Below are 16,780 nucleotides of genomic sequence, written 5' to 3'. Positions count from 1 at the left end.
CCCCAGAGAACGACAGGCCCATGGGCTCCAGGGCGCATTCCCCGGCGGACATCACCCAGCTCTGGCACAGGCTGCAGGCGGTGCGTCAGCACAGCATGGACCTGATCGCCGGCCTCGAAGCGGAGGACCTCTGCCTGCAGGGCATGGCCGATGCCAGCCCCGCCAAATGGCATCTGGGGCACACCACCTGGTTCTTCGAGACCTTCCTGCTGGAGCCCCATCTGCGCGGCCACGAGACGCCGGATCGCCGCTGGGGCCACCTGTTCAATTCCTATTACGAAGCCATCGGCAGCCGCCATCCCCGGCCCGAGCGGGGCCTGCTGACCCGCCCGACCATCGCCGAGGTGCTCGCCTGGCGCCATCGGGTCGATGCCGGGCTGGAGGCGCTGCTGAACGACGTGGATCGCCGTCCCTCCGATGAGGCCGAGCCCCTGCTGGCGCTGATGGAACTGGGTCTGCAGCACGAGCAGCAGCACCAGGAACTGCTGCTGATGGACCTGCTCGACGGCTTCAGCCGCAACCCGCTGGAGCCCGCCTATGGGCAGGAACCCTCCGGTGCCGGTGAGACGGACATTCAGGGAGGCTGGCGCCGCCACCCCGGCGGCCTGGTGGAGATCGGCCACGCCGGCGGCGGCTTCCACTTCGACAACGAGGGGCCTCGCCACCGGCAGTGGCTCGAGCCCTTCGCGATCGCCGAAGCGCTCGTGACCAACGGCGACTACGCGGCCTTCATCGCCGATGAGGGCTACCGGCGGCCGGAGCTGTGGATGAGCGAGGGCTGGGCCCTGGTGCAGGAGCGGGGCTGGACCGGGCCGCGCTACTGGCGCGGCGACTGGGAGTTCACCCTGGCGGGCCGGCGGCCGCGCCACCCCCGCTCGCCGGTGCGCCACCTCAGCTGGTTCGAGGCCGATGCCTTCGCCCGCTGGAGCGACGCCCGGCTGCCCACCGAGGCGGAATGGGAGGTGGTGGTGGCGGAACCGGCCGCACCCGACGGCCACCCGCTTCCCGGGGCCTTCGGCGCCCTGTGGCAATGGACGGCCAGCCCCTACCGCCCCTACCCCGGCTTCCTCCCCGCCCCCGGCGCGGTGGGGGAATACAACGGCAAGTTCATGACCTCCCAGTTCGTGCTCCGCGGCAGCAGCTTCCTCACCCCGGCGGGCCACGCCCGCCCCACCTACCGCAATTTCTTCCCGCCCCACAGCCGCTGGATGGCCGCCGGCCTGCGGCTGGCCCGTGACAGCGCCACGGGCGCATGCTGATCGACCTCCATCCCGAACCGGCCGACATGGCCCGGCTGGTGGTCGAAGGCATGGGCCGCAGCCCGAAACAGCTGCCGGCCTGGCTGCTCTACGACGCCGAGGGATCCCGTCTTTTCGATGCCATCTGCGAACAACCGGAATACGGGCTCACCCGCACCGAGACGGCGCTGCTGGAGGCGCGGGCCGACGCCATGGCGGCCGGCCTGGGGCCCGGGGTGGTGGTGGAGTTCGGGGCGGGCAGTGCCCGCAAGGTCAGCCCCCTGCTGAGCGCCCTGGGGCCGGCCGCCTACGTGGCCCTCGACATCAGCGCCGACCATCTGGCCCCGGCCTGCCGCGCCCTGCAGGCGCGCCATCCCGACCTGCCCGTGCTGGGCATCTGCTGCGACTACAGCCACCTGGATCACCTGCCCGACCACCCCATGCTCAAGGGGCAGCGGCGGCTGGGCTTCTATCCGGGCAGCTCCCTCGGCAACTTCGATCCCCCCGGAGCCCTGGCCCTGCTGCGCCAGTTCCGGCGGCTGCTCGGACCGGACAGCCGCCTGCTGATCGGCATCGACCAGCCCAAAGCCGTGGAGCGGCTGGAGGCGGCCTACAACGATCGGGCCGGCTGGTCGGAGGCCTTCGCCCACAACCTGCTGACCCGGCTCAACCGCGATCTGGACGGCGACTTCTCGGCCGCCGACTTCCGCTACCGGGCCTGGTGGGACGTCGCACAGAGCCGCATCGCCATGGCCCTGGTGAGCCAGCGCGACCAGGAGGTGCGGATGGCGGGGCGGCACTGGCCCTTCAGGGCCGGGGAGCCGCTGATCACCGAGTACAGCTACAAGTACGGTCCCGCGGCCTTCCTGGAACTGGCCGCCGCGGCCGGCTGGCGGGGAGCGGACCGCTGGAGCGATCCGGCCGGGGATCTCTCCCTGCATCTGCTGGTGCAGGCAGACTCGGACGACCAGCGAAGCGGGCCATGAGCAGGGAGGAGCAACGGCAGGCCATGCGGGGCGTGCGTGAAGGGCTGATCGAGGAACTGGAGGGGCTGTACCGGCGGGCCTTCGACCGCATCGGCGAACAGGACCTGGGCGAGGGTGCCATCGCCCGGCTCACCCAGCTGCTGCTCCGCTCCCGCGAGGCGGCCATCACGCCCCTGCAGGAGGAGATCGAAGCGCCCCTGATCACCCGCGCCCCCGGTGAGCCGCTGCCATGAGCAACAGCTGGCTGGAGGAACTGGAGGCGCGGCTGGAGCAGCAGCTGGAGGGCTTCCTGCGCACCAATCCCCAGCAGGAGGAGCTGCTCAGGGAACAGGAGGGCCGGGAGCGGCAGCAGAGGCTGCTGGGAGAGCGGGTGAGGCTGCGCCAGCAGGCGGAGGACCAGCGGCAGGAGCTGCTCAGGCTCGCCGATGAGATCCGTCAGTGGCAGGGACGGATCGCCCGGGCCCGGGCCGCCGGAGCCGAGGCCCTGGCCGGCCGCGCCGAAGCCCATGTGGCCACCCTGATGAACCAGGGGCGCCACCGCTGGCAGGCCCTGGCCGACCTGGGCCAGCGCTTCACCGGCGTGGAGGCGGAGCTGGCCGAGCTGGTGCGCCTCCGCCATTCCCGCGCCGCCTCCACGCCGGACCTCGAAGCGGACTGGGCCCGTTTCGAGGCCCAGCAGGAGCTGCAGGAGCTCAAACGGCGCCAGCAGCGCTAGATCCCTTTCGGACCGATGGGTTTTCTGCTCTCGAAACTTCTCCCCCTGGGCCTCTACCCCCTCGGCCTGGCCCTGCTGCTGCAGATCGCCGGCCTGGTGACGCGGCAGCGCCGCCTGGGGCCCGCCCTCTCCGCGGCCGGCATCGCCCTGCTGTGGCTGGCCGCCACACCCCTGCTCAGCCGCCAGCTGGTGTGGGGCCTGGAGGAAAGGGCCGCCCGGATGACCCCCGCCCCGATCCCCCGGGCGGATGCCGTGCTGGTACTGGGGGGAGGCCTGCGGCCGGCCCTGCCCCCTCGCCAGGGAGTGGAAGTGAATGAAGCCGGCGACCGGCTGCTGCGTGCCGTGGCCCTGCTGCGGGAGGGCAAGGCCCCCTGGCTGCTGGTGACCGGCGGCCGGGTCACGTTCATGGCCAACGACCCTGCCGCCGGCGAAGCCGCTCTGGCCAAGGTCCTCGCCACCAGCCTGGGGGTGCCGGCCGACCGGATCGTGACCAGCGAGGAGGGGCGCAACACGGCCGAGGAGAGCCGGGCCCTTGTGGAGGTGGCCCGGCGGCGGGGCTGGACCTCGCTGCTGCTCGTCACCAGCGCCACCCACCTGCCCCGGTCCTTCGCCACCCTCAGGCGGGCAGCGGGCGACATCCGGATCATCCCGGTCGCCTGCGACTTCCAGCTTCCCGGCAGGGAGTCCTTCGGGACGCCCACAGTGGTCGGCAGCCTGCTCAGCGTGCTCCCGAGCGCCGAAGCCCTGGTGCTGACCACCACAGCGATGCGCGAACACCTTGGGCTGCTGGCCTACCGGCTGCGGGGCTGGATCTGAGGGGGGAGACCCGCCTCTACTTCTTGGGGGCGGGCGGCACCAGGCTCACGCCCTCGGGCGGAGGGGTGGGGTCGGGGTCGGCGATGAGCATGTGCTGCAGCACGATCTCCGGACGTTCGCTGTCCCGCCAGCGGATGCGGTAGGCAGGCATCTTGGTGCCCCGGCTGGTGGTCTGCTCCACCGGCTCCATGACCCAGCCACGGCGTGATCGCCCCTGGGGATTGCGCTTCACCACCGCATCGGCGTGTTGGAAGCGAAAACCGACGCGCTCACCACTCATACGAGAGCCCCGGGCTGGGGAAATGCCTACTGAGGACCATTATCTCACTGCGTCGGTTGCGGGCCTCTCCCTGGCCTCGGGTCGCAACAGGGGGAAGGCGATCACGTCGCGGATCGAGGGGCTGTCGGTGAGCAGCATGGCCAGCCGGTCGATGCCGATGCCGAGGCCACCGGTGGGGGGCATGCCCACCTCGAGGGCCTGCAGAAAATCCTCGTCCACGGTCTGGGCTTCCGGATCCCCCGCCTGGCGCCGTTCCTGCTGCAGCTCGAGCCGGGCCCGCTGGTCCACCGGATCGATCAGCTCGCTGAAGGCATTGGCCGTCTCGCGGCCGACGATGAACAGCTCGAAACGCTCCACCAGGCCGGGCTTGCTGCGGTGGGCCCTGGCCAGGGGCGAATTCTCGACCGGGTAATCCAATACGAAGGTGGGCTGCTCCAGGCTGGCCTCCACCGCCTGCTCGAAGGCTTCCACCAGCAACCGGCCGACGCTGTCGGCCGCTTCAGGCACAGCCAGTCCGGCGGCCTCCATGGCCGCGACCGCCTGGGGGCGATCGGCGAAGGTGTTGAAATCGAGTCCGGTGGCCTGTTCCACCAGCTCATGCATGGTCACGCGCCGCCAGGGGGGGGTGAGGTCGATCGCCGTTCCCTGGTAGCTGATCCGGGTGTCACCGCAGACCTCCCGGCAGGCTGCCGCCAGCAGCTGCTCGGTGAGGTCCATCATGTCGTGATAGTCGGCGAAGGCCTGGTAGATCTCCACCGACGTGAACTCGGGGTTGTGGCGGGTGCTGATCCCTTCGTTGCGGAAGATGCGGCCGAGCTCATAGACCTTCTCAAAGCCCCCCACCACCAGACGCTTGAGATGCAGCTCGGTGGCGATGCGCAGGGTGAGGGGCAGATCGAGGGCGTTGTGATGGGTGGCGAAGGGGCGGGCGTCGGCGCCACCGGCTTCGGTCTGCAGCACGGGGGTTTCGATTTCCAGGAAGCCGCGGTCATCGAGCCAGCGGCGCATGGCGCTCACCAGCCGGGCGCGGCGACGGAAGGTCTCGCGGGTGTGGGGGGAGACGATCAGGTCGAGATAGCGCTGGCGGTAGCGCTTCTCCACGTCGGCCAGCCCGTGCCACTTGTCGGGCAGGGGCTGGAGCGCCTTGGAGAGCATCACCCAGTCGGTCAGCTTCACTGACAGCTCCCCCCGGTCGGTGCGGCGCAGGCTGCCGTGCACGCCGATCCAGTCCCCGCTGTCCACCAGGGAAGTGATCTGGGCGAAGGCCTCGGGGTCGTGGGGATGGGCCGCCTGCAGGGTGGCCTTTTCGATGAACAGCTGGATCGGACCGGATTCGTCGGCAATGGTGAAGAAGGCCAGCTTGCCCATCACCCGCCGGGTCATCACCCGACCGGCCACCGCCACCAGCACCGCCCGCTCCTCCCCGTTGGGCAGGTCGGCATGGGCCTGCTGCAGATCGGCGGTGCGGTGGCTGGGGGCGAAGCCCAGGCCGTAGGGAGCCCGACCGAGGGCCTCCAGGGTCCGGGCTTTCTCCAGACGGGTCTCACGCAGATCCGACAAGGCAGGCAGGGCGAAGGAGAAGGACGCTGCCCATCCTGCAGGACCGGCCGGTCAGCGAAGGGAAGATCAACGGAGATGGACTCAGCCGGCGGCGGCCAGGGTCCCCTCACCCATGCGCTGGGAGGCATAGCCCGTGCCCCGCACCGTGAGAATCAGCTCGGGGTTGCGCGGGTCGGGTTCGAGCTTGCCCCGCAGCCGGGCCACGTAGACGTCGACCACGCGCAGATCGGCGGCCCTGCGGGGCGGGTAGCCCCACAGCTGCTCGAGGATCTCGGCCCGGGGCACCACCCGGCCCGGTTCGCGGAACAGCAGTTCGAGCAGGCTGAATTCGGTGTAGGTGAGGGCAATGCGCTGGCCCTCGCGGGTCACCTGGCGGCGATTGGTGTCCACCACCAGATCGCCCACCCGCAGCACGCCGGAGCCGGTGGGAAGTTCCCGGGGTTCACTCGTGGCCGCCCCCCGGCCCATGCGGCGCAGGATGGTGGCGATGCGGGCCTCGAGCTCCTTCGGGCTGAAGGGCTTGGGCAGATAGTCGTCGGCCCCCAGATCCAGGCCCGCCACCCGCTCGGCGATGGCATCGAGGGCGGAAAGAAAGATGATCGGCACGCAGGATTCTGCCCGCAGGCGCCGGCAGACGGCGAAGCCGTCCAGCTTGGGAAGCATGACGTCGAGCACCACCAGATCGGGCTGCTCCTGATGGAACAGGGCCAGGGCCTCCTCGCCGTCCTCGGCGCAGAGCACCCGGTAGCCGGCCAGCTGGAGGCGCATCACCAACACCCGTCGCACGGCTGCCTCGTCGTCGACGACCAGGAGGGTGGCGATCGGTTCGGCGGGCTGAGGGTCGGAAACCTGGTCCGAAGAGGACGACCGGGACGGAAGACCCGAGCCTCCGGAACCCTGAAAATCAGAGTCGTCCCTTGTGGAGGATGCAACCCTGGGCATGTGCATCGCTCCTGTCCGACCGGATGAAGAATCGCAACCTTAACGCGACGCCGAAGCGGGGCGCGAGCACGGAATCGCCTACGGCAGCAGGGATCTATTCAGAATCAAACATTTCTTCGGAACTTCGCGGCGATGGTGGCGCCCTTCAGGGCCAGCGGGCCTCGGCGTACCGGTTCCACTGACGTTCGGCTTCGGCCAGGGCCGCATCACTCTCAAGCTGGCCGAGCATGGCGCGCTGCAGCTGGGTGTAAAGGATCGACTGGAGGCGCTTCACCCCCGGGCTGGCCGGCACCAGCACCCTGGCCCGGGCCAGGGTGGCCACCGACAGCAGTCGGGCGCTGTGGACCAGTTTCTCCTGGCGATCCGTGGGCACCGCCTGCCTTAGCCGGCGCTCCAGCTGCTCCAGGGCTCCGGTGGAGGAGGGCAGCACCCGGGCCTCCTCGGCGAAGGCCAGCTGGTTGGCGGCATCGCTGAGGAACAGGGCGAAGCTGGTCGCCTCGGCGGCCATGGCGCTCTGGCGGGGCACCACCAGATTCATCACCGCCACGTTGGCCTCTCCGTCCGGACCGGTCAGCGGCGGGAAAGGAACCGAGGTGGCGGCGATGCCGGGGGCGTTGGTCTGCAGGTTGCGCAGAAAATCGGGGCCGCTGGCCACCTGGGCCAGGTCGCCGGCCTGATAGAGCTCAATGGCCCGGCGGTAGCCCTGGCTCACCACCTCCCGAGGCAGCAGGCCGCGGCGGTAGAGATCGCTCCAGAAGGCGAAGGCCCGGCGGCCGGCCGGACTGTTGAAGGCCGCCCGCTGGCGATCGTCGAGCAGCCGCACCCCCATCTGCACCATCGCCTCCATCAGCTCGGCGGAATCGTCGGGAACCACGGTCACGAACAGGGCATACCGGCCGGTGCGGCGCTTCACCGCTTCGGCATAGGCCGGCACCTCCTCCCAGCGGCGGGGCGGAGCGGCAAGGCCGGCCCGCTCCAGCAACCGGCGGTTGGCGATGGTCACCCGGGCCGTCAGATACCAGGGGATACCGAACAGCTCCCCCTGCTGCCGCCCCGAGGACCAGATCCTGGCCAGGTAGCCGCCGGCGGCATCGGGGGGAAGCAGGGGGGTGAGGTCCCGCAGCCCCCCCTTGCTGGCCAGGTTGGCGGCGAAATTGGGGTTCAGGTTGACCAGGTCAGGGGCGGTACGGGCGAACACCGCCGCCAGCAGCTTGCGTTCCACTGATCCCCAGGGCACGTCGGTCCAGCGCACGGTCACCCCTGGGTGGCGCTTCTCCCAGGCCGCGATCACCCGCCCCATGTAGGGGGTGAAGCGGGGGGCCAGATCCAGGGTCCAGACGTTGAGCACCCTGGCGTCACCCGGCCGGGGCCGCCGGGCGCAGGCTCCGGCGGCGAGGGCCAGGGCGAAGGGTCCCGCCAGCAGCCGCAGGGCCTGGCGTCGCGGCAGGGAGAGGCGTGGGGGAGACCCGGCCATGGTCAGCGACGCCAGCCGGCGCCCATCTGGCGCCAGAACAGCAACTGCAGGGAACAGAGCATGGGGGCGAGCAGGGCCGTGAGCAGGGTCTGGGCGAGCAGGACCTGGAAGCCAGCCCCCGCCAGATCATCCCAGCGCCAGCCCGGCAGGGCCAGCAGGGCGGGATTCACCCCCTGATCCACCAGGTTGCGCCCCGTCACCGCCCCCCCCTGCTGGAGGGCCTCCCGGGCCCCGAACCAGTCGAGCACTCCCCACTGGAGGGTCAGGGTGAGCCCGAGCAGGGCCGTGCCGAGCAAGGCCAGCAGACCGAGGCTGAAGCTGCGCTGGATCGGCGGAGCCCGCCGCCCCATCCGCCCCCACCACCAGCCGAGCAGCAGCAGGGCCGGCACCTGGGTGACCCCCCCGGGATGGAGGGCGTCCATGAGCAGGCCCAGACCCAGGCCGGCGCAGGCCCCTGAGAAGGGGCCATCGCTGAGGGCCCAGGGCAGCAGCCACAGCACCGCCCAGCAGGGACCCACCCCGTCGAGACGCAGCCAGCCGGGAGAGGCCAGCACGAGCAGCGGCACCAGCAGGGCCGTGGCAGCGAGTCGGGGCTGCCGGGTGAGCAGGTCCATCAGCGCACCTGCACCTGGACCCAGTCCAGCGCCGACAGCGGGGCGATCAGCTGCACCACCGCCTCCGGGGCGGGATCGGCATTGGCGTCGACGGTCTGGATCACGCCCACGGGCAGGTTCGGCGGCACCAGGGTGCTGGCGGGGGAGGTCACCACCACGTCGCCGGGGCGGGCCTGGGGATCCTTCTCGAGAAAGCGCAGCAGTGGCCGGGCGGTGCCGACGCCGGACAGCAGCCCATGGTGCTGGGTGCGGCCCACCCAGACCCCGACCCGGCTGCGGGGATCGGTCAGCAGGGTGACGGTGGCGGTGGTGGGGGTGACGCTGCCCACCAGGCCGACCAGACCGCCGGGCCCGAGCACAGCCTGGCCGGCGCGGATGCCGCTGAGGGAGCCCTGGCCGAGGAGCGCCTGCTGCCACCAGCCGGCCCCCTCCCGGGAGATCACCGGAGCCGTGACCCGGCTGGGGTTCTGCTCCTGCAGTTCCAGCAGGGTCCGCAGCCGCTGGTTATCACGTTCCAGCTGGGCCAGCCGGGCTCCGTCCTCCACCCGGCGCGCCGATCGCAGCCATTCCGCCTGGGCCGTGCCGGGCCAGAAGGGCCGGCTCAGGAAGGCATAGGCATCGGCAAGCACGGCTCCCTTGCTGAGTCGCACCGCCAGCAGGGCCAGCAGCACCAGCAGCCAGGGAGCGATCCGTCGCAGGGAAGCGCCTTGGGGGAAGCGAAGCCAGCGCCAAGCCGGCATGGCGATCAGGCCGCCTGACGGGCGAAGTCAGGGGTGTCGAGCACGCGCTCCAGGCGGCTGTAATCCTCCAGGACCATGCCGCAGCCGTTGACCACACAGAGCAGGGGGTCTTCGGCCACGTGGGTGAGGATCCCGGTTTCGTGGCTGATCAGATCACAGATGCCCCGTACCAGGGCCCCGCCGCCGGCGAGCATGATGCCCCGATCGACGATGTCGGCAGCCAGCTCAGGCGGGGTGCGCTCCAGGGTGCGCTTGACCGCCTCGACGATGACGTTGAGTGGCTCGGCCATCGCTTCACGGATGTCGCCGGCCCGGATGTTGATGGTGCGCGGCAGGCCGGACAGCAGGTGCAGACCCCGCACGTCCATGGAGGTCTCATCGTGGTCGTCGTCGGGGAAGGCCGAGCCGATGCGGATCTTGATGTCCTCGGCGGTGCGCTCTCCCACCACCAGGTTGTGCACTTTCTTGAGGTAGACGCTGATGGCATCGCTGAGTTCATCGCCCGCCACCCGCACCGACTCGCTCAGCACGGTGCCGCCCAGGCTGAGCACGGCCACCTCGGTGGTGCCGCCGCCGATGTCGACGATCATCGTTCCCACCGGATCGGTCACCGGCAGACCGGCACCGATCGCGGCAGCCACCGGCTCGTCGATCAGGTGCACCTGGCGTGCGCCGGCCAGGCCGGCCTGATGCACAGCGCGGCGCTCGACGCCGGTGACCCCGCTGGGGATGCCGATCACCAGGCGGGGGGCGATCACGCCCCGGCCTTCATTGCCCTTCTGGATGAAGCTTTTGATCATCTGTTCGGCCGCATCGAAGTCGGCGATGACCCCATCCCGCAGGGGCCGGATCGCCCGGATGTTGCCGGGGGTGCGGCCCAGCATCAGCTTGGCCTCCTCGCCCACCGCCAGGGGAGTGCCCCGCTCCAGATCGATCGCCACCACGGACGGCTCCTGCAGCACGATGCCTTTGCCGGACACGTACATCAGGGTGTTGGCCGTCCCCAGATCGATGCCGATGTCGCGGGAGAACTGGAAACGGCGGAAGAACACGGGCGAGGCCTCTGGCAGCGGCAAATCATAGGTGGGGCCATACCCCCCGACCGGCGCCGGAGCCGGGGGTGTGACAACCGGGACGAAGGGTGGAACGAAAAGGGAGAGGCCCCCGATCGGGGTGCCCCATCATTGATCCACTTGTTCCAGGAGCACGCCATGGGCGTCAATTCCATCACCCTTGTCGGCCGGGCCGGCCGCGACCCGGAGGTCCGTTACTTCGAATCCGGCAGCATGGTCGCCAACCTCACCCTGGCGGTGAACCGCCGCAGCCGCGACGACGAGCCGGACTGGTTCAACCTGGAGATCTGGGGCAAGCAGGCCCAGGTGGCCGCCGACTACGTCCGCAAGGGGGCCCTGATCGGCATCATCGGCTCCTTCAAGCTCGACCGCTGGACCGACCGGGCCAGCGGCGAGGAGCGCAGCAAGCCGGTGATCCGGGTCGACCGGCTGGAACTGCTGGGCAGCAAGCGCGACGCCGAGGGCGGCGGCGGCAGCTTCGGCGGCGGTGGTGGCTACGGCGGCGGCGAACCCAGCGAAGAGGAGGTGCCGTTCTGAGGCTTGAGCAGGAGCCGAACCGGGGCCGGGAAGCCCCGGATCGCCAGCCGGGGCTTGTGCCGGTGCTCCAGCCGGGTTATCAAGCGTCCTGAAGCCAGAGGAGGCGTCCTTCGGGGCGCCTTTTTGCTGTCTGGGGCCAGGGAAGGATCAGTGGCGGTCGCGGCCGCGCTTCCAGATCCGCAGACCGAGGGCCACCACCCCAGCGAGCGCGGCCAGCAGGAGCAGCAGCTTCACCACCCTGGCGGCGGGCGCGATCCAGAGCTCGACGTTGGTGTAGCCCTCACCCAGCGCCAGCCCGGCCAGGGTGAGGGCCAGGGTCCAGATCAGGCTGCCGGCGGTGGTCCAGAGCAGGAACGGGGTGAGCGGCATCATCTCGATGCCGGCGGGAACGGAGATGAGGGTGCGGACTCCGGGCACCAGCCGGCCCCAGAACACCAGGGCGGTGCCGTGGCGGTTGAACCAGCGGCGGCTGCGCTGCAGCTCCCGGGGACTGATGCCGATCCAGCGTCCGTGGCGCTCGAGCCAGTGCTCGATGCGCTGCTCGTTCACCAGCCGGCCGATGCCGTACCAGGGGAGGGCGCCGAGCACGGTGCCCAGCAGGCCCGCCAGCACGACTGGAATCAGGGAGAGCTGCCCCTGCTGCACATAGAAGCCCCCGAGGGGCATGATCAGCTCCGAGGGGATGGGAGGGAACAGGTTCTCCAGAAACATGGCCGCGAAAATCGCTCCGTAACCCGCCGCCGGGTTGGCCTCCACGGCCGACCCGATCATGCGGGGCAGTTCCTGCATCAGCTCCAATGCCATCGAGCCGCCCGGATCAAAAGCGCCAATGTCCCATGACGGCCCGGACGCTGCCAGCGACGGGCCGTTCCGGATCAGTAGCGGTAGTGGTCCAGCTTGTAGGGACCCTCAACCGGCACAGAGATGTAGGCCGCCTGCTCGGTGGTGAGCTCGGTGAGCTTGGCTCCGATCTTCTCGAGGTGAAGCCGGGCCACCATCTCGTCGAGGTGCTTGGGAAGCACGTAGACCTCCTTCGCGTACTGGTCACCCTTGCTGAACAGCTCGATCTGGGCCAGGACCTGGTTGGTGAACGAGTTGCTCATCACGAAGCTGGGGTGGCCGGTGCCGCAGCCCAGGTTCACCAGCCGGCCCTCGGCCAGCAGGATGATCCGGTTGCCGCTGGGCAGGATCACGTGATCCACCTGGGGCTTGATGTTGTCCCAGCTGTACTGCTTCAGGGACGCCACATCGATCTCGTTGTCGAAGTGGCCGATGTTGCAGACGATCGCCTGATCCCTCATGGCGAGCAGGTGCTCGTGGCGGATCACGTGGTAGTTGCCGGTGGCCGTCACGAAGATGTCGACGTCGGCGACCACATCCTCCAGACGCACCACCCGGTAGCCCTCCATGGCGGCCTGCAGGGCGCAGATGGGGTCGATCTCGGCGATCATCACGGTGGCACCGAGGCCGCGCAGGGACTGGGCTGAACCCTTGCCCACGTCGCCGTAGCCCAGCACCAGGGCTACCTTGCCGGCCACCATCACGTCGGTGGCCCGCTTGACGCTGTCGACCAGGGACTCACGGCAGCCGTAGAGGTTGTCGAACTTGCTCTTGGTGACCGAATCGTTGACGTTGATGGCCGGGAAGGGCAGCTCGCCGCTTTTCTGCATCTGGTACAGACGGGCCACGCCGGTGGTGGTCTCCTCGGTGACGCCCTGGATGTTGGCGTAGATGCGCGAGTAGAAGCCGGGCTGCACCGCCAGCCGCTGGCGGATCGAGTGGAACAGGGCGACCTCCTCCTCACTGGAGGGGTTGTCGAGCACCGACAGATCCTTCTCGGCCTTGGTGCCGAGCACCACCAGGCCGGTGGCGTCGCCGCCGTCGTCCAGGATCATGTTGGGGGTGCCGCCATCGCCCCACTCGAGGATCCGGTGGGTGAAGGCCCAGTACTCGTCGAGGGTTTCGCCCTTGTAGGCGAACACGGGAATGCCGGCCGCGGCGATGGCGGCGGCGGCATGATCCTGGGTGGAGAAGATGTTGCAGGAGGCCCAGCGCACCTCGGCGCCGAGGGCCACCAGGGTCTCGATCAGAACGCCGGTCTGGATCGTCATGTGCAGGCTGCCGGCGATGCGGGCCCCCTTGAGAGGCTGCTCGGCGCCGAACTTGCGGCGCAGGGCCATCAGGCCGGGCATCTCGGTCTCGGCGATCGCCAGTTCCTTGCGGCCCCAGTCGGCCAGGCCGAGATCGGCGATCACGTAGGAACTGGTCGCCTGAACGCCGGCGAACGCAGCCTCAGGGCTGGAGGGTGTTGCCACCATGAAGAGAAGCTCCCTTTCGGGAGGACGAACAATGGGAAATATCTGCGGAGACGCCGAGGCTTCGGGCTCGCTAAAGGGCAATCTACAGGGGTGGAACGGAATGACGCGATCGAGGTCTGCCATCTGGCGGATCCCTCGGCCACCGAGGCCCTCGGCCGGACGCTGGCCGGGCGCCTGAGCGCCTGCGGCAACGCCGGGCAGGCCGCACTCCTGCTGCTGCAGGGGGAGCTGGGTGCCGGCAAGACCTCCCTTGTGCAGGGTCTCGCTGCCGGCCTGGGCATCAGCGAGCCGGTCACCAGCCCCACCTTCGCCCTGGCCCAGCACTACGACACCGGCTCCGGGGGCGGCGGGGCGGCCCTGGTGCATCTCGATCTCTATCGGCTGGAGCAGAGCGCCGCGGCCGACGAACTGTTCGCCCAGGAGGAAGAGGAAGCCCGCCGCATGGGTGCAGTGCTGGCGGTGGAATGGCCCGAGCGGCTGAGCTTCCGTCCCGATGGGGCCTGGGAGGTTGAGCTGACCCACCTGGAGGATGGACGGCGGGCCCGGATCACACCGCCGCGCCTCAGCCTGCCGCGATCCGGTCCTGCAGGGCCGCGATGATGCGGGCGTTGGCCGCAGGAAAGGGATAGGACGCCAACTCGGTGGGCTCCACCCAGCGCACCTGCTGGGAGGCCAGCGGCTGGGGCTCCCCCGAGCGCCAGCGGCAGAGATGCACCACGAAGCGCAGCCGCTTGTGGCTGTAGGCGTGCTCAAGGGTGATGAGCTCTTCCCCCACCTCCACCTCGATCGCCAGCTCCTCGCGCAGTTCACGCCGGATCGTGGCGGCGATCGGCTCGCCGGGCTCCTGCTTGCCGCCGGGGAATTCCCACAGCCCACCCAGCAGGCCCTCCGGCAACCGCTGGTCGATCAGCACCCGCCCGCCCTCATCGCGCACCACCCCCACCCCGATCACCTGGAAGGGAACGGCACGGGCGGTGTCCTTCACGGGAAAACGGCCTGGATCGCCGGCAGCGTAGGCAGCGCAGTGGTCCTGCCAGGGGCAGCTGCCACAGGCGGGCCGTCGGGGTGTGCAGATCGTGGCGCCCAGATCCATCAGGGCCTGGTTGAACGCCCGGGGCCGCTGCGGGTCGAGCAGGCTCTCGCTGAGCCACCAGAACCGGGCCTGCTGCCGTTTCGGCGGCCCGGGATGGGCGATCAGCCGGGACAGCACCCGTGCCACGTTGCCGTCGAGGATCGGGGCGGGCAGGTCGAACGCCGAGGCCACGATGCTGCCGGCGGTGCTGCGGCCGATGCCCGGCAGCGCCAACCAGCCCTCCACCGTGCGGGGCCACAGGCCTGACTGCCGCTCCGCCCTTCCCTCCAGCAGCTGGATGGCCCCCAGGCGCAGCCGCCGGGCCCGCGCGTAGTAGCCCAGCCCCTGCCACAGCAGCAGCACGTCGTGTTCATCGGCGCCGGCCAGGGCCTCGAGGACGGGCAGCCGCTCCATCCACCGGCGCCAGTAGGGCAGCACCACGGCCAGCTGGGTCTGCTGCAGCATCACCTCGGCCACGTACACGGGGTAGGGATCGAGCGCCTCGCCCGGCGCCGGCGGGCGGCCATCGGGGAGGCGCTTCCAGGGGATGTCGTGGCGGCCATGCCGCTCCCACCACTCCAGAAGCTGCCGGCGCAGCGCAGCGCCCTCGGCCTGCAGGGAGTGACCGTCCTCGCTGGGGGAGTTGAACCGGAGGCCCACGGACGACGGGAGGCAAGGCACACCGGACCGATCCTGCCGGGCCGCAGGCCGCAGGTTCAGCTCATCCATAGCCTGGGATCAGCAGATCCGCTCCCTCGCTTCTCCCCCTCCATGGTTCCCCCGATCCCAGCTTTGGTGAGCCTGCTGGCCCTGCTCGTCTTCCAGGCCGCCACCCTGATCGTGGGACAGGCCCGCGCCGCCCATGGTGTGAAGGCCCCGGCCACCACGGGGCCGGAGCCCTTCGAGCGGGCCCTGAGGGTGCAGCAGAACACCCTGGAGCAGCTGGTGTTCTTCCTGCCGGCCTTCTGGCTGGCCGTACTGCTCGACAACCCCACCATCGCCAGCGCCCTGGGGCTGATCTGGGTGGGTGGACGCATCGCCTACGCGGTGGGGTACCTCCAGGCCCCGGAGAAACGAGGGCCGGGATTCGGCATCAGCTTCCTCAGCAGCGCCGTGCTGCTGGTGATGGCCGTGGTGGGGGCTGTGCGCTCCGCCCTCTGAGGCGGTCTCCGATCAGAGGAATCCCCCTGGCCGGGGGCGGGCACTGGAGAGGGACACGTTCCCCTGGACCACCGGCGGCGGCGCGGGCCGGGGCGGCGGCTGGGGCACGGCCACGACGTTGAAGGCGATGGACCAGCGCTCGCCATCGCCGCGGAACGGCGGCACCGAATGGGGCTGCCAGGCCGGAAAAACATAGAAATCACCTGGCACGGGCAGCACGTAGTGGGCCATGCCGGTGCGGAAACTCTGGATGTGCCATTCCTCCGGGCCATGGAAGCAGAGCTGACCGTCGAAGCTGTCGGCCCTGATCTGAGGGGGCACCTGCAGGAACAGCACCCCGGAGAAGCTGCCGCCGTGGGTGTGGGTGGGGTTGTAATCACCGGATCTCTGGGCGTTGAGCCAGAGGTCGATCATCTGGAGGCCATAGCGACCCGGTGTCCACGGACCCCGACCCTGGGGAGGCTGGCGGTCGATCACGTGGCGGATCCAGCGCTCACAGGCCGGCAGGATCACGGAGCGGCAGAGCTCAGCAGCGGCGGGATGGTCGGGGCCGAGTTCCCGCTGCTGGGTGAGCTGGCCGGCCAGCTTCACCGAGGCATCGGGACTGCGTTCGGGATGACCCAGCACGGTGCGGGCCATGGCCTGCAGGTCGGCCAGCTGGGCAGGAAGCAGCTTGCCCTGGAGCAGATAGCGCGGAAAGAGACTGATCACCTCCATGGCGGGCTCCTCCGGGGATGCAGGGGGCATGCCGACCATGGGAGGAAGAACTGCGCTCGCCTGCCAAGCCTCGCAAACGGTGGGCGGTGCCGGAGGGCTCAGCTGGCCACGTAGGCCTCGACGGCGTCACTGAGGCGGCGCAGGCCCGCCAGGCCGTCACGCTCCAGGTTGCGCACCCGGTCGCGGCTGATGCCCAGGATGCGGCCGATGCCGGTGAGGCTCATCGGCTCCTGGCCGTCGATGCCGTAGCGCATCTTCATCACCCGGCCCTGCAGGTCCGGCAGCTGCTCCAGCAGCGCCCGCAGGTCGCCCTTCAGGCACTCCCCGTCCACCAGGTCCCCCGGCAGCAGCTCGTCCCCCGCCAGCAGATCCAGCAGTTCCGTGTCCTCCCCGTCCCCCACCTTCGTCTCCAGGCTCACCGGCTGACGCGCCCGGCACAACAGGTCCTTCACATCCTCCTCCGGCAGCTCCACCGCCACCGCCAGCTCGCTCAAGGTGGGGGTGCGGCCCAGTTCCTGGCTCAGCTCCCGCTGGCCC

20 protein-coding genes are annotated in these 16,780 nt (G+C 70.2%); 8 read left to right on the top strand and 12 right to left on the bottom strand.

Translation table 11 applies throughout. The features are described 5' to 3' along the window. The first annotated feature begins 20 nt into the window (after nucleotides 1-20). Genes egtB through KUG41_RS05160 form a run of 5 tightly spaced genes read left to right on the top strand, consistent with a single transcriptional unit; the run spans nucleotide 21 to nucleotide 3,755 of the window. Nucleotides 21-1,259: an ergothioneine biosynthesis protein EgtB gene (egtB, locus tag KUG41_RS05180; RefSeq protein WP_216901782.1), complete on the top strand. Its 1,239-nt coding sequence runs from the start codon at nucleotides 21-23 to the stop codon at nucleotides 1,257-1,259. Then, nucleotides 1,253-2,224: an L-histidine N(alpha)-methyltransferase gene (gene egtD / locus KUG41_RS05175; RefSeq protein WP_216901780.1), complete on the top strand. Its 972-nt coding sequence runs from the start codon at nucleotides 1,253-1,255 to the stop codon at nucleotides 2,222-2,224. Before egtB ends, egtD begins: the two co-directional genes overlap by 7 nt. Next, on the top strand, nucleotides 2,221-2,457 hold the full coding sequence (locus KUG41_RS05170) for a hercynine metabolism small protein (protein ID WP_216901778.1): 237 nt from the start codon (nucleotides 2,221-2,223) through the stop codon (nucleotides 2,455-2,457). The genes egtD and KUG41_RS05170 overlap by 4 nt, the downstream gene beginning before the upstream one ends. Continuing rightward, nucleotides 2,454-2,939: a hercynine metabolism protein gene (locus KUG41_RS05165; protein WP_216901776.1), complete on the top strand. Its 486-nt coding sequence runs from the start codon at nucleotides 2,454-2,456 to the stop codon at nucleotides 2,937-2,939. Before KUG41_RS05170 ends, KUG41_RS05165 begins: the two co-directional genes overlap by 4 nt. A gap of 15 nt (nucleotides 2,940-2,954) precedes the next feature. Further along, nucleotides 2,955-3,755 (top strand): YdcF family protein, encoded by an 801-nt coding sequence (locus KUG41_RS05160; protein ID WP_216901774.1) that lies wholly within the window; start codon nucleotides 2,955-2,957, stop codon nucleotides 3,753-3,755. A 16-nt stretch (nucleotides 3,756-3,771) separates the two neighbouring features. Here KUG41_RS05160 and KUG41_RS05155 read toward each other — a convergent pair whose 3' ends face one another. The 7 genes from KUG41_RS05155 to KUG41_RS05125 all read right to left on the bottom strand — a co-directional run bounded on the left by KUG41_RS05155 (nucleotide 3,772) and on the right by KUG41_RS05125 (nucleotide 10,417). Next, nucleotides 3,772-4,035, bottom strand: a complete 264-nt coding sequence (locus tag KUG41_RS05155) for a hypothetical protein (protein ID WP_035832975.1) — start codon at nucleotides 4,033-4,035, stop codon at nucleotides 3,772-3,774. A 39-nt stretch (nucleotides 4,036-4,074) separates the two neighbouring features. Beyond that, a complete protein-coding gene (gene lysS / locus KUG41_RS05150; RefSeq protein ID WP_216901773.1) occupies nucleotides 4,075-5,595 on the bottom strand; it encodes a lysine--tRNA ligase in 1,521 nt (506 codons plus the stop codon). 81 nt (nucleotides 5,596-5,676) lie between these two features. Then, on the bottom strand, nucleotides 5,677-6,537 hold the full coding sequence (gene rpaB / locus KUG41_RS05145) for a response regulator transcription factor RpaB (protein ID WP_371734032.1): 861 nt from the start codon (nucleotides 6,535-6,537) through the stop codon (nucleotides 5,677-5,679). Nucleotides 6,538-6,682: 145 nt separating this feature from the next. Next, nucleotides 6,683-8,011: a sugar ABC transporter substrate-binding protein gene (locus KUG41_RS05140; RefSeq protein ID WP_216901772.1), complete on the bottom strand. Its 1,329-nt coding sequence runs from the start codon at nucleotides 8,009-8,011 to the stop codon at nucleotides 6,683-6,685. Nucleotides 8,012-8,013: 2 nt separating this feature from the next. Further along, nucleotides 8,014-8,625 carry a rod shape-determining protein MreD gene (locus KUG41_RS05135; protein WP_216901771.1) on the bottom strand — a complete coding sequence of 204 codons (612 nt, stop codon included), beginning with the start codon at nucleotides 8,623-8,625 and terminating at the stop codon, nucleotides 8,014-8,016. Next, on the bottom strand, nucleotides 8,625-9,365 hold the full coding sequence (mreC, locus tag KUG41_RS05130) for a rod shape-determining protein MreC (RefSeq protein ID WP_216901770.1): 741 nt from the start codon (nucleotides 9,363-9,365) through the stop codon (nucleotides 8,625-8,627). The genes KUG41_RS05135 and mreC overlap by 1 nt, the downstream gene beginning before the upstream one ends. A gap of 5 nt (nucleotides 9,366-9,370) precedes the next feature. Then, complete coding sequence (locus KUG41_RS05125; protein ID WP_216901769.1) at nucleotides 9,371-10,417, bottom strand: rod shape-determining protein; 1,047 nt, start codon at nucleotides 10,415-10,417, stop codon at nucleotides 9,371-9,373. Between the two features lie 159 nt (nucleotides 10,418-10,576). On the opposite strand from KUG41_RS05125, the gene KUG41_RS05120 reads away from it, so the two are divergent. Beyond that, the gene (locus KUG41_RS05120; RefSeq protein WP_216901768.1) at nucleotides 10,577-10,975 is read left to right on the top strand and encodes a single-stranded DNA-binding protein; all 399 of its coding nucleotides are present in this window, start codon (nucleotides 10,577-10,579) and stop codon (nucleotides 10,973-10,975) included. 147 nt (nucleotides 10,976-11,122) lie between these two features. On the opposite strand, the gene KUG41_RS05115 is transcribed toward KUG41_RS05120, so the two are convergent. Then, nucleotides 11,123-11,779 (bottom strand): DedA family protein, encoded by a 657-nt coding sequence (locus KUG41_RS05115; protein WP_216901767.1) that lies wholly within the window; start codon nucleotides 11,777-11,779, stop codon nucleotides 11,123-11,125. Between the two features lie 71 nt (nucleotides 11,780-11,850). Next, the gene (gene ahcY / locus KUG41_RS05110; protein ID WP_216901765.1) at nucleotides 11,851-13,293 is read right to left on the bottom strand and encodes an adenosylhomocysteinase; all 1,443 of its coding nucleotides are present in this window, start codon (nucleotides 13,291-13,293) and stop codon (nucleotides 11,851-11,853) included. Between the two features lie 90 nt (nucleotides 13,294-13,383). Here ahcY and tsaE point away from each other — a divergent pair, with 90 nt between their 5' ends. Beyond that, on the top strand, nucleotides 13,384-13,893 hold the full coding sequence (gene tsaE, locus KUG41_RS05105) for a tRNA (adenosine(37)-N6)-threonylcarbamoyltransferase complex ATPase subunit type 1 TsaE (RefSeq protein ID WP_216901763.1): 510 nt from the start codon (nucleotides 13,384-13,386) through the stop codon (nucleotides 13,891-13,893). Here the strand turns inward: tsaE and mutT are convergent. Further along, nucleotides 13,856-14,983, bottom strand: a complete 1,128-nt coding sequence (mutT, locus tag KUG41_RS05100) for an 8-oxo-dGTP diphosphatase MutT (protein WP_254216874.1) — start codon at nucleotides 14,981-14,983, stop codon at nucleotides 13,856-13,858. The two genes, tsaE and mutT, sit on opposite strands and share 38 nt — an antisense overlap. A gap of 153 nt (nucleotides 14,984-15,136) precedes the next feature. Here mutT and KUG41_RS05095 point away from each other — a divergent pair, with 153 nt between their 5' ends. Further along, a complete protein-coding gene (locus KUG41_RS05095; protein WP_216901751.1) occupies nucleotides 15,137-15,526 on the top strand; it encodes an MAPEG family protein in 390 nt (129 codons plus the stop codon). A 12-nt stretch (nucleotides 15,527-15,538) separates the two neighbouring features. Here the strand turns inward: KUG41_RS05095 and KUG41_RS05090 are convergent, their stop codons facing one another. Continuing rightward, nucleotides 15,539-16,273, bottom strand: a complete 735-nt coding sequence (locus KUG41_RS05090; protein WP_254216864.1) for a putative 2OG-Fe(II) oxygenase — start codon at nucleotides 16,271-16,273, stop codon at nucleotides 15,539-15,541. A gap of 68 nt (nucleotides 16,274-16,341) precedes the next feature. Continuing rightward, nucleotides 16,342-16,780 (bottom strand): sigma-70 domain-containing protein (locus tag KUG41_RS05085; RefSeq protein WP_305798562.1); only part of this gene is annotated, 439 nt, incomplete at its 5' end.

It is taken from the genome of Synechococcus sp. CCY 9618, assembly GCF_019038415.1.
Classification (GTDB): Bacteria; Cyanobacteriota; Cyanobacteriia; order PCC-6307; family Cyanobiaceae; genus Cyanobium.
The sequence above is the reverse complement of the archived record's forward strand: the minus strand, read 5'-3'. Positions and strand labels throughout refer to the sequence as shown.

Excerpts from the sequence above, each read along its gene's own strand:
- egtB (WP_216901782.1), top strand. The coding sequence starts at position 21 with ATGGGCTCCAGGGCGCATTCCCCGGCGGACATCACCCAGCTCTGGCAC.
- egtD (WP_216901780.1), top strand. The coding sequence starts at position 1,253 with ATGCTGATCGACCTCCATCCCGAACCGGCCGACATGGCCCGGCTGGTG.
- KUG41_RS05170 (WP_216901778.1), top strand. The coding sequence starts at position 2,221 with ATGAGCAGGGAGGAGCAACGGCAGGCCATGCGGGGCGTGCGTGAAGGG.
- KUG41_RS05165 (WP_216901776.1), top strand. The coding sequence starts at position 2,454 with ATGAGCAACAGCTGGCTGGAGGAACTGGAGGCGCGGCTGGAGCAGCAG.
- KUG41_RS05160 (WP_216901774.1), top strand. The coding sequence starts at position 2,955 with ATGGGTTTTCTGCTCTCGAAACTTCTCCCCCTGGGCCTCTACCCCCTC.
- KUG41_RS05155 (WP_035832975.1), bottom strand. The coding sequence starts at position 4,035 with ATGAGTGGTGAGCGCGTCGGTTTTCGCTTCCAACACGCCGATGCGGTG.
- rpaB (WP_371734032.1), bottom strand. The coding sequence starts at position 6,537 with ATGCCCAGGGTTGCATCCTCCACAAGGGACGACTCTGATTTTCAGGGT.
- KUG41_RS05140 (WP_216901772.1), bottom strand. The coding sequence starts at position 8,011 with ATGGCCGGGTCTCCCCCACGCCTCTCCCTGCCGCGACGCCAGGCCCTG.
- KUG41_RS05135 (WP_216901771.1), bottom strand. The coding sequence starts at position 8,625 with ATGGACCTGCTCACCCGGCAGCCCCGACTCGCTGCCACGGCCCTGCTG.
- mreC (WP_216901770.1), bottom strand. The coding sequence starts at position 9,365 with ATGCCGGCTTGGCGCTGGCTTCGCTTCCCCCAAGGCGCTTCCCTGCGA.
- KUG41_RS05120 (WP_216901768.1), top strand. The coding sequence starts at position 10,577 with ATGGGCGTCAATTCCATCACCCTTGTCGGCCGGGCCGGCCGCGACCCG.
- KUG41_RS05115 (WP_216901767.1), bottom strand. The coding sequence starts at position 11,779 with ATGGCATTGGAGCTGATGCAGGAACTGCCCCGCATGATCGGGTCGGCC.
- ahcY (WP_216901765.1), bottom strand. The coding sequence starts at position 13,293 with ATGGTGGCAACACCCTCCAGCCCTGAGGCTGCGTTCGCCGGCGTTCAG.
- KUG41_RS05095 (WP_216901751.1), top strand. The coding sequence starts at position 15,137 with ATGGTTCCCCCGATCCCAGCTTTGGTGAGCCTGCTGGCCCTGCTCGTC.
- KUG41_RS05090 (WP_254216864.1), bottom strand. The coding sequence starts at position 16,273 with ATGCCCCCTGCATCCCCGGAGGAGCCCGCCATGGAGGTGATCAGTCTC.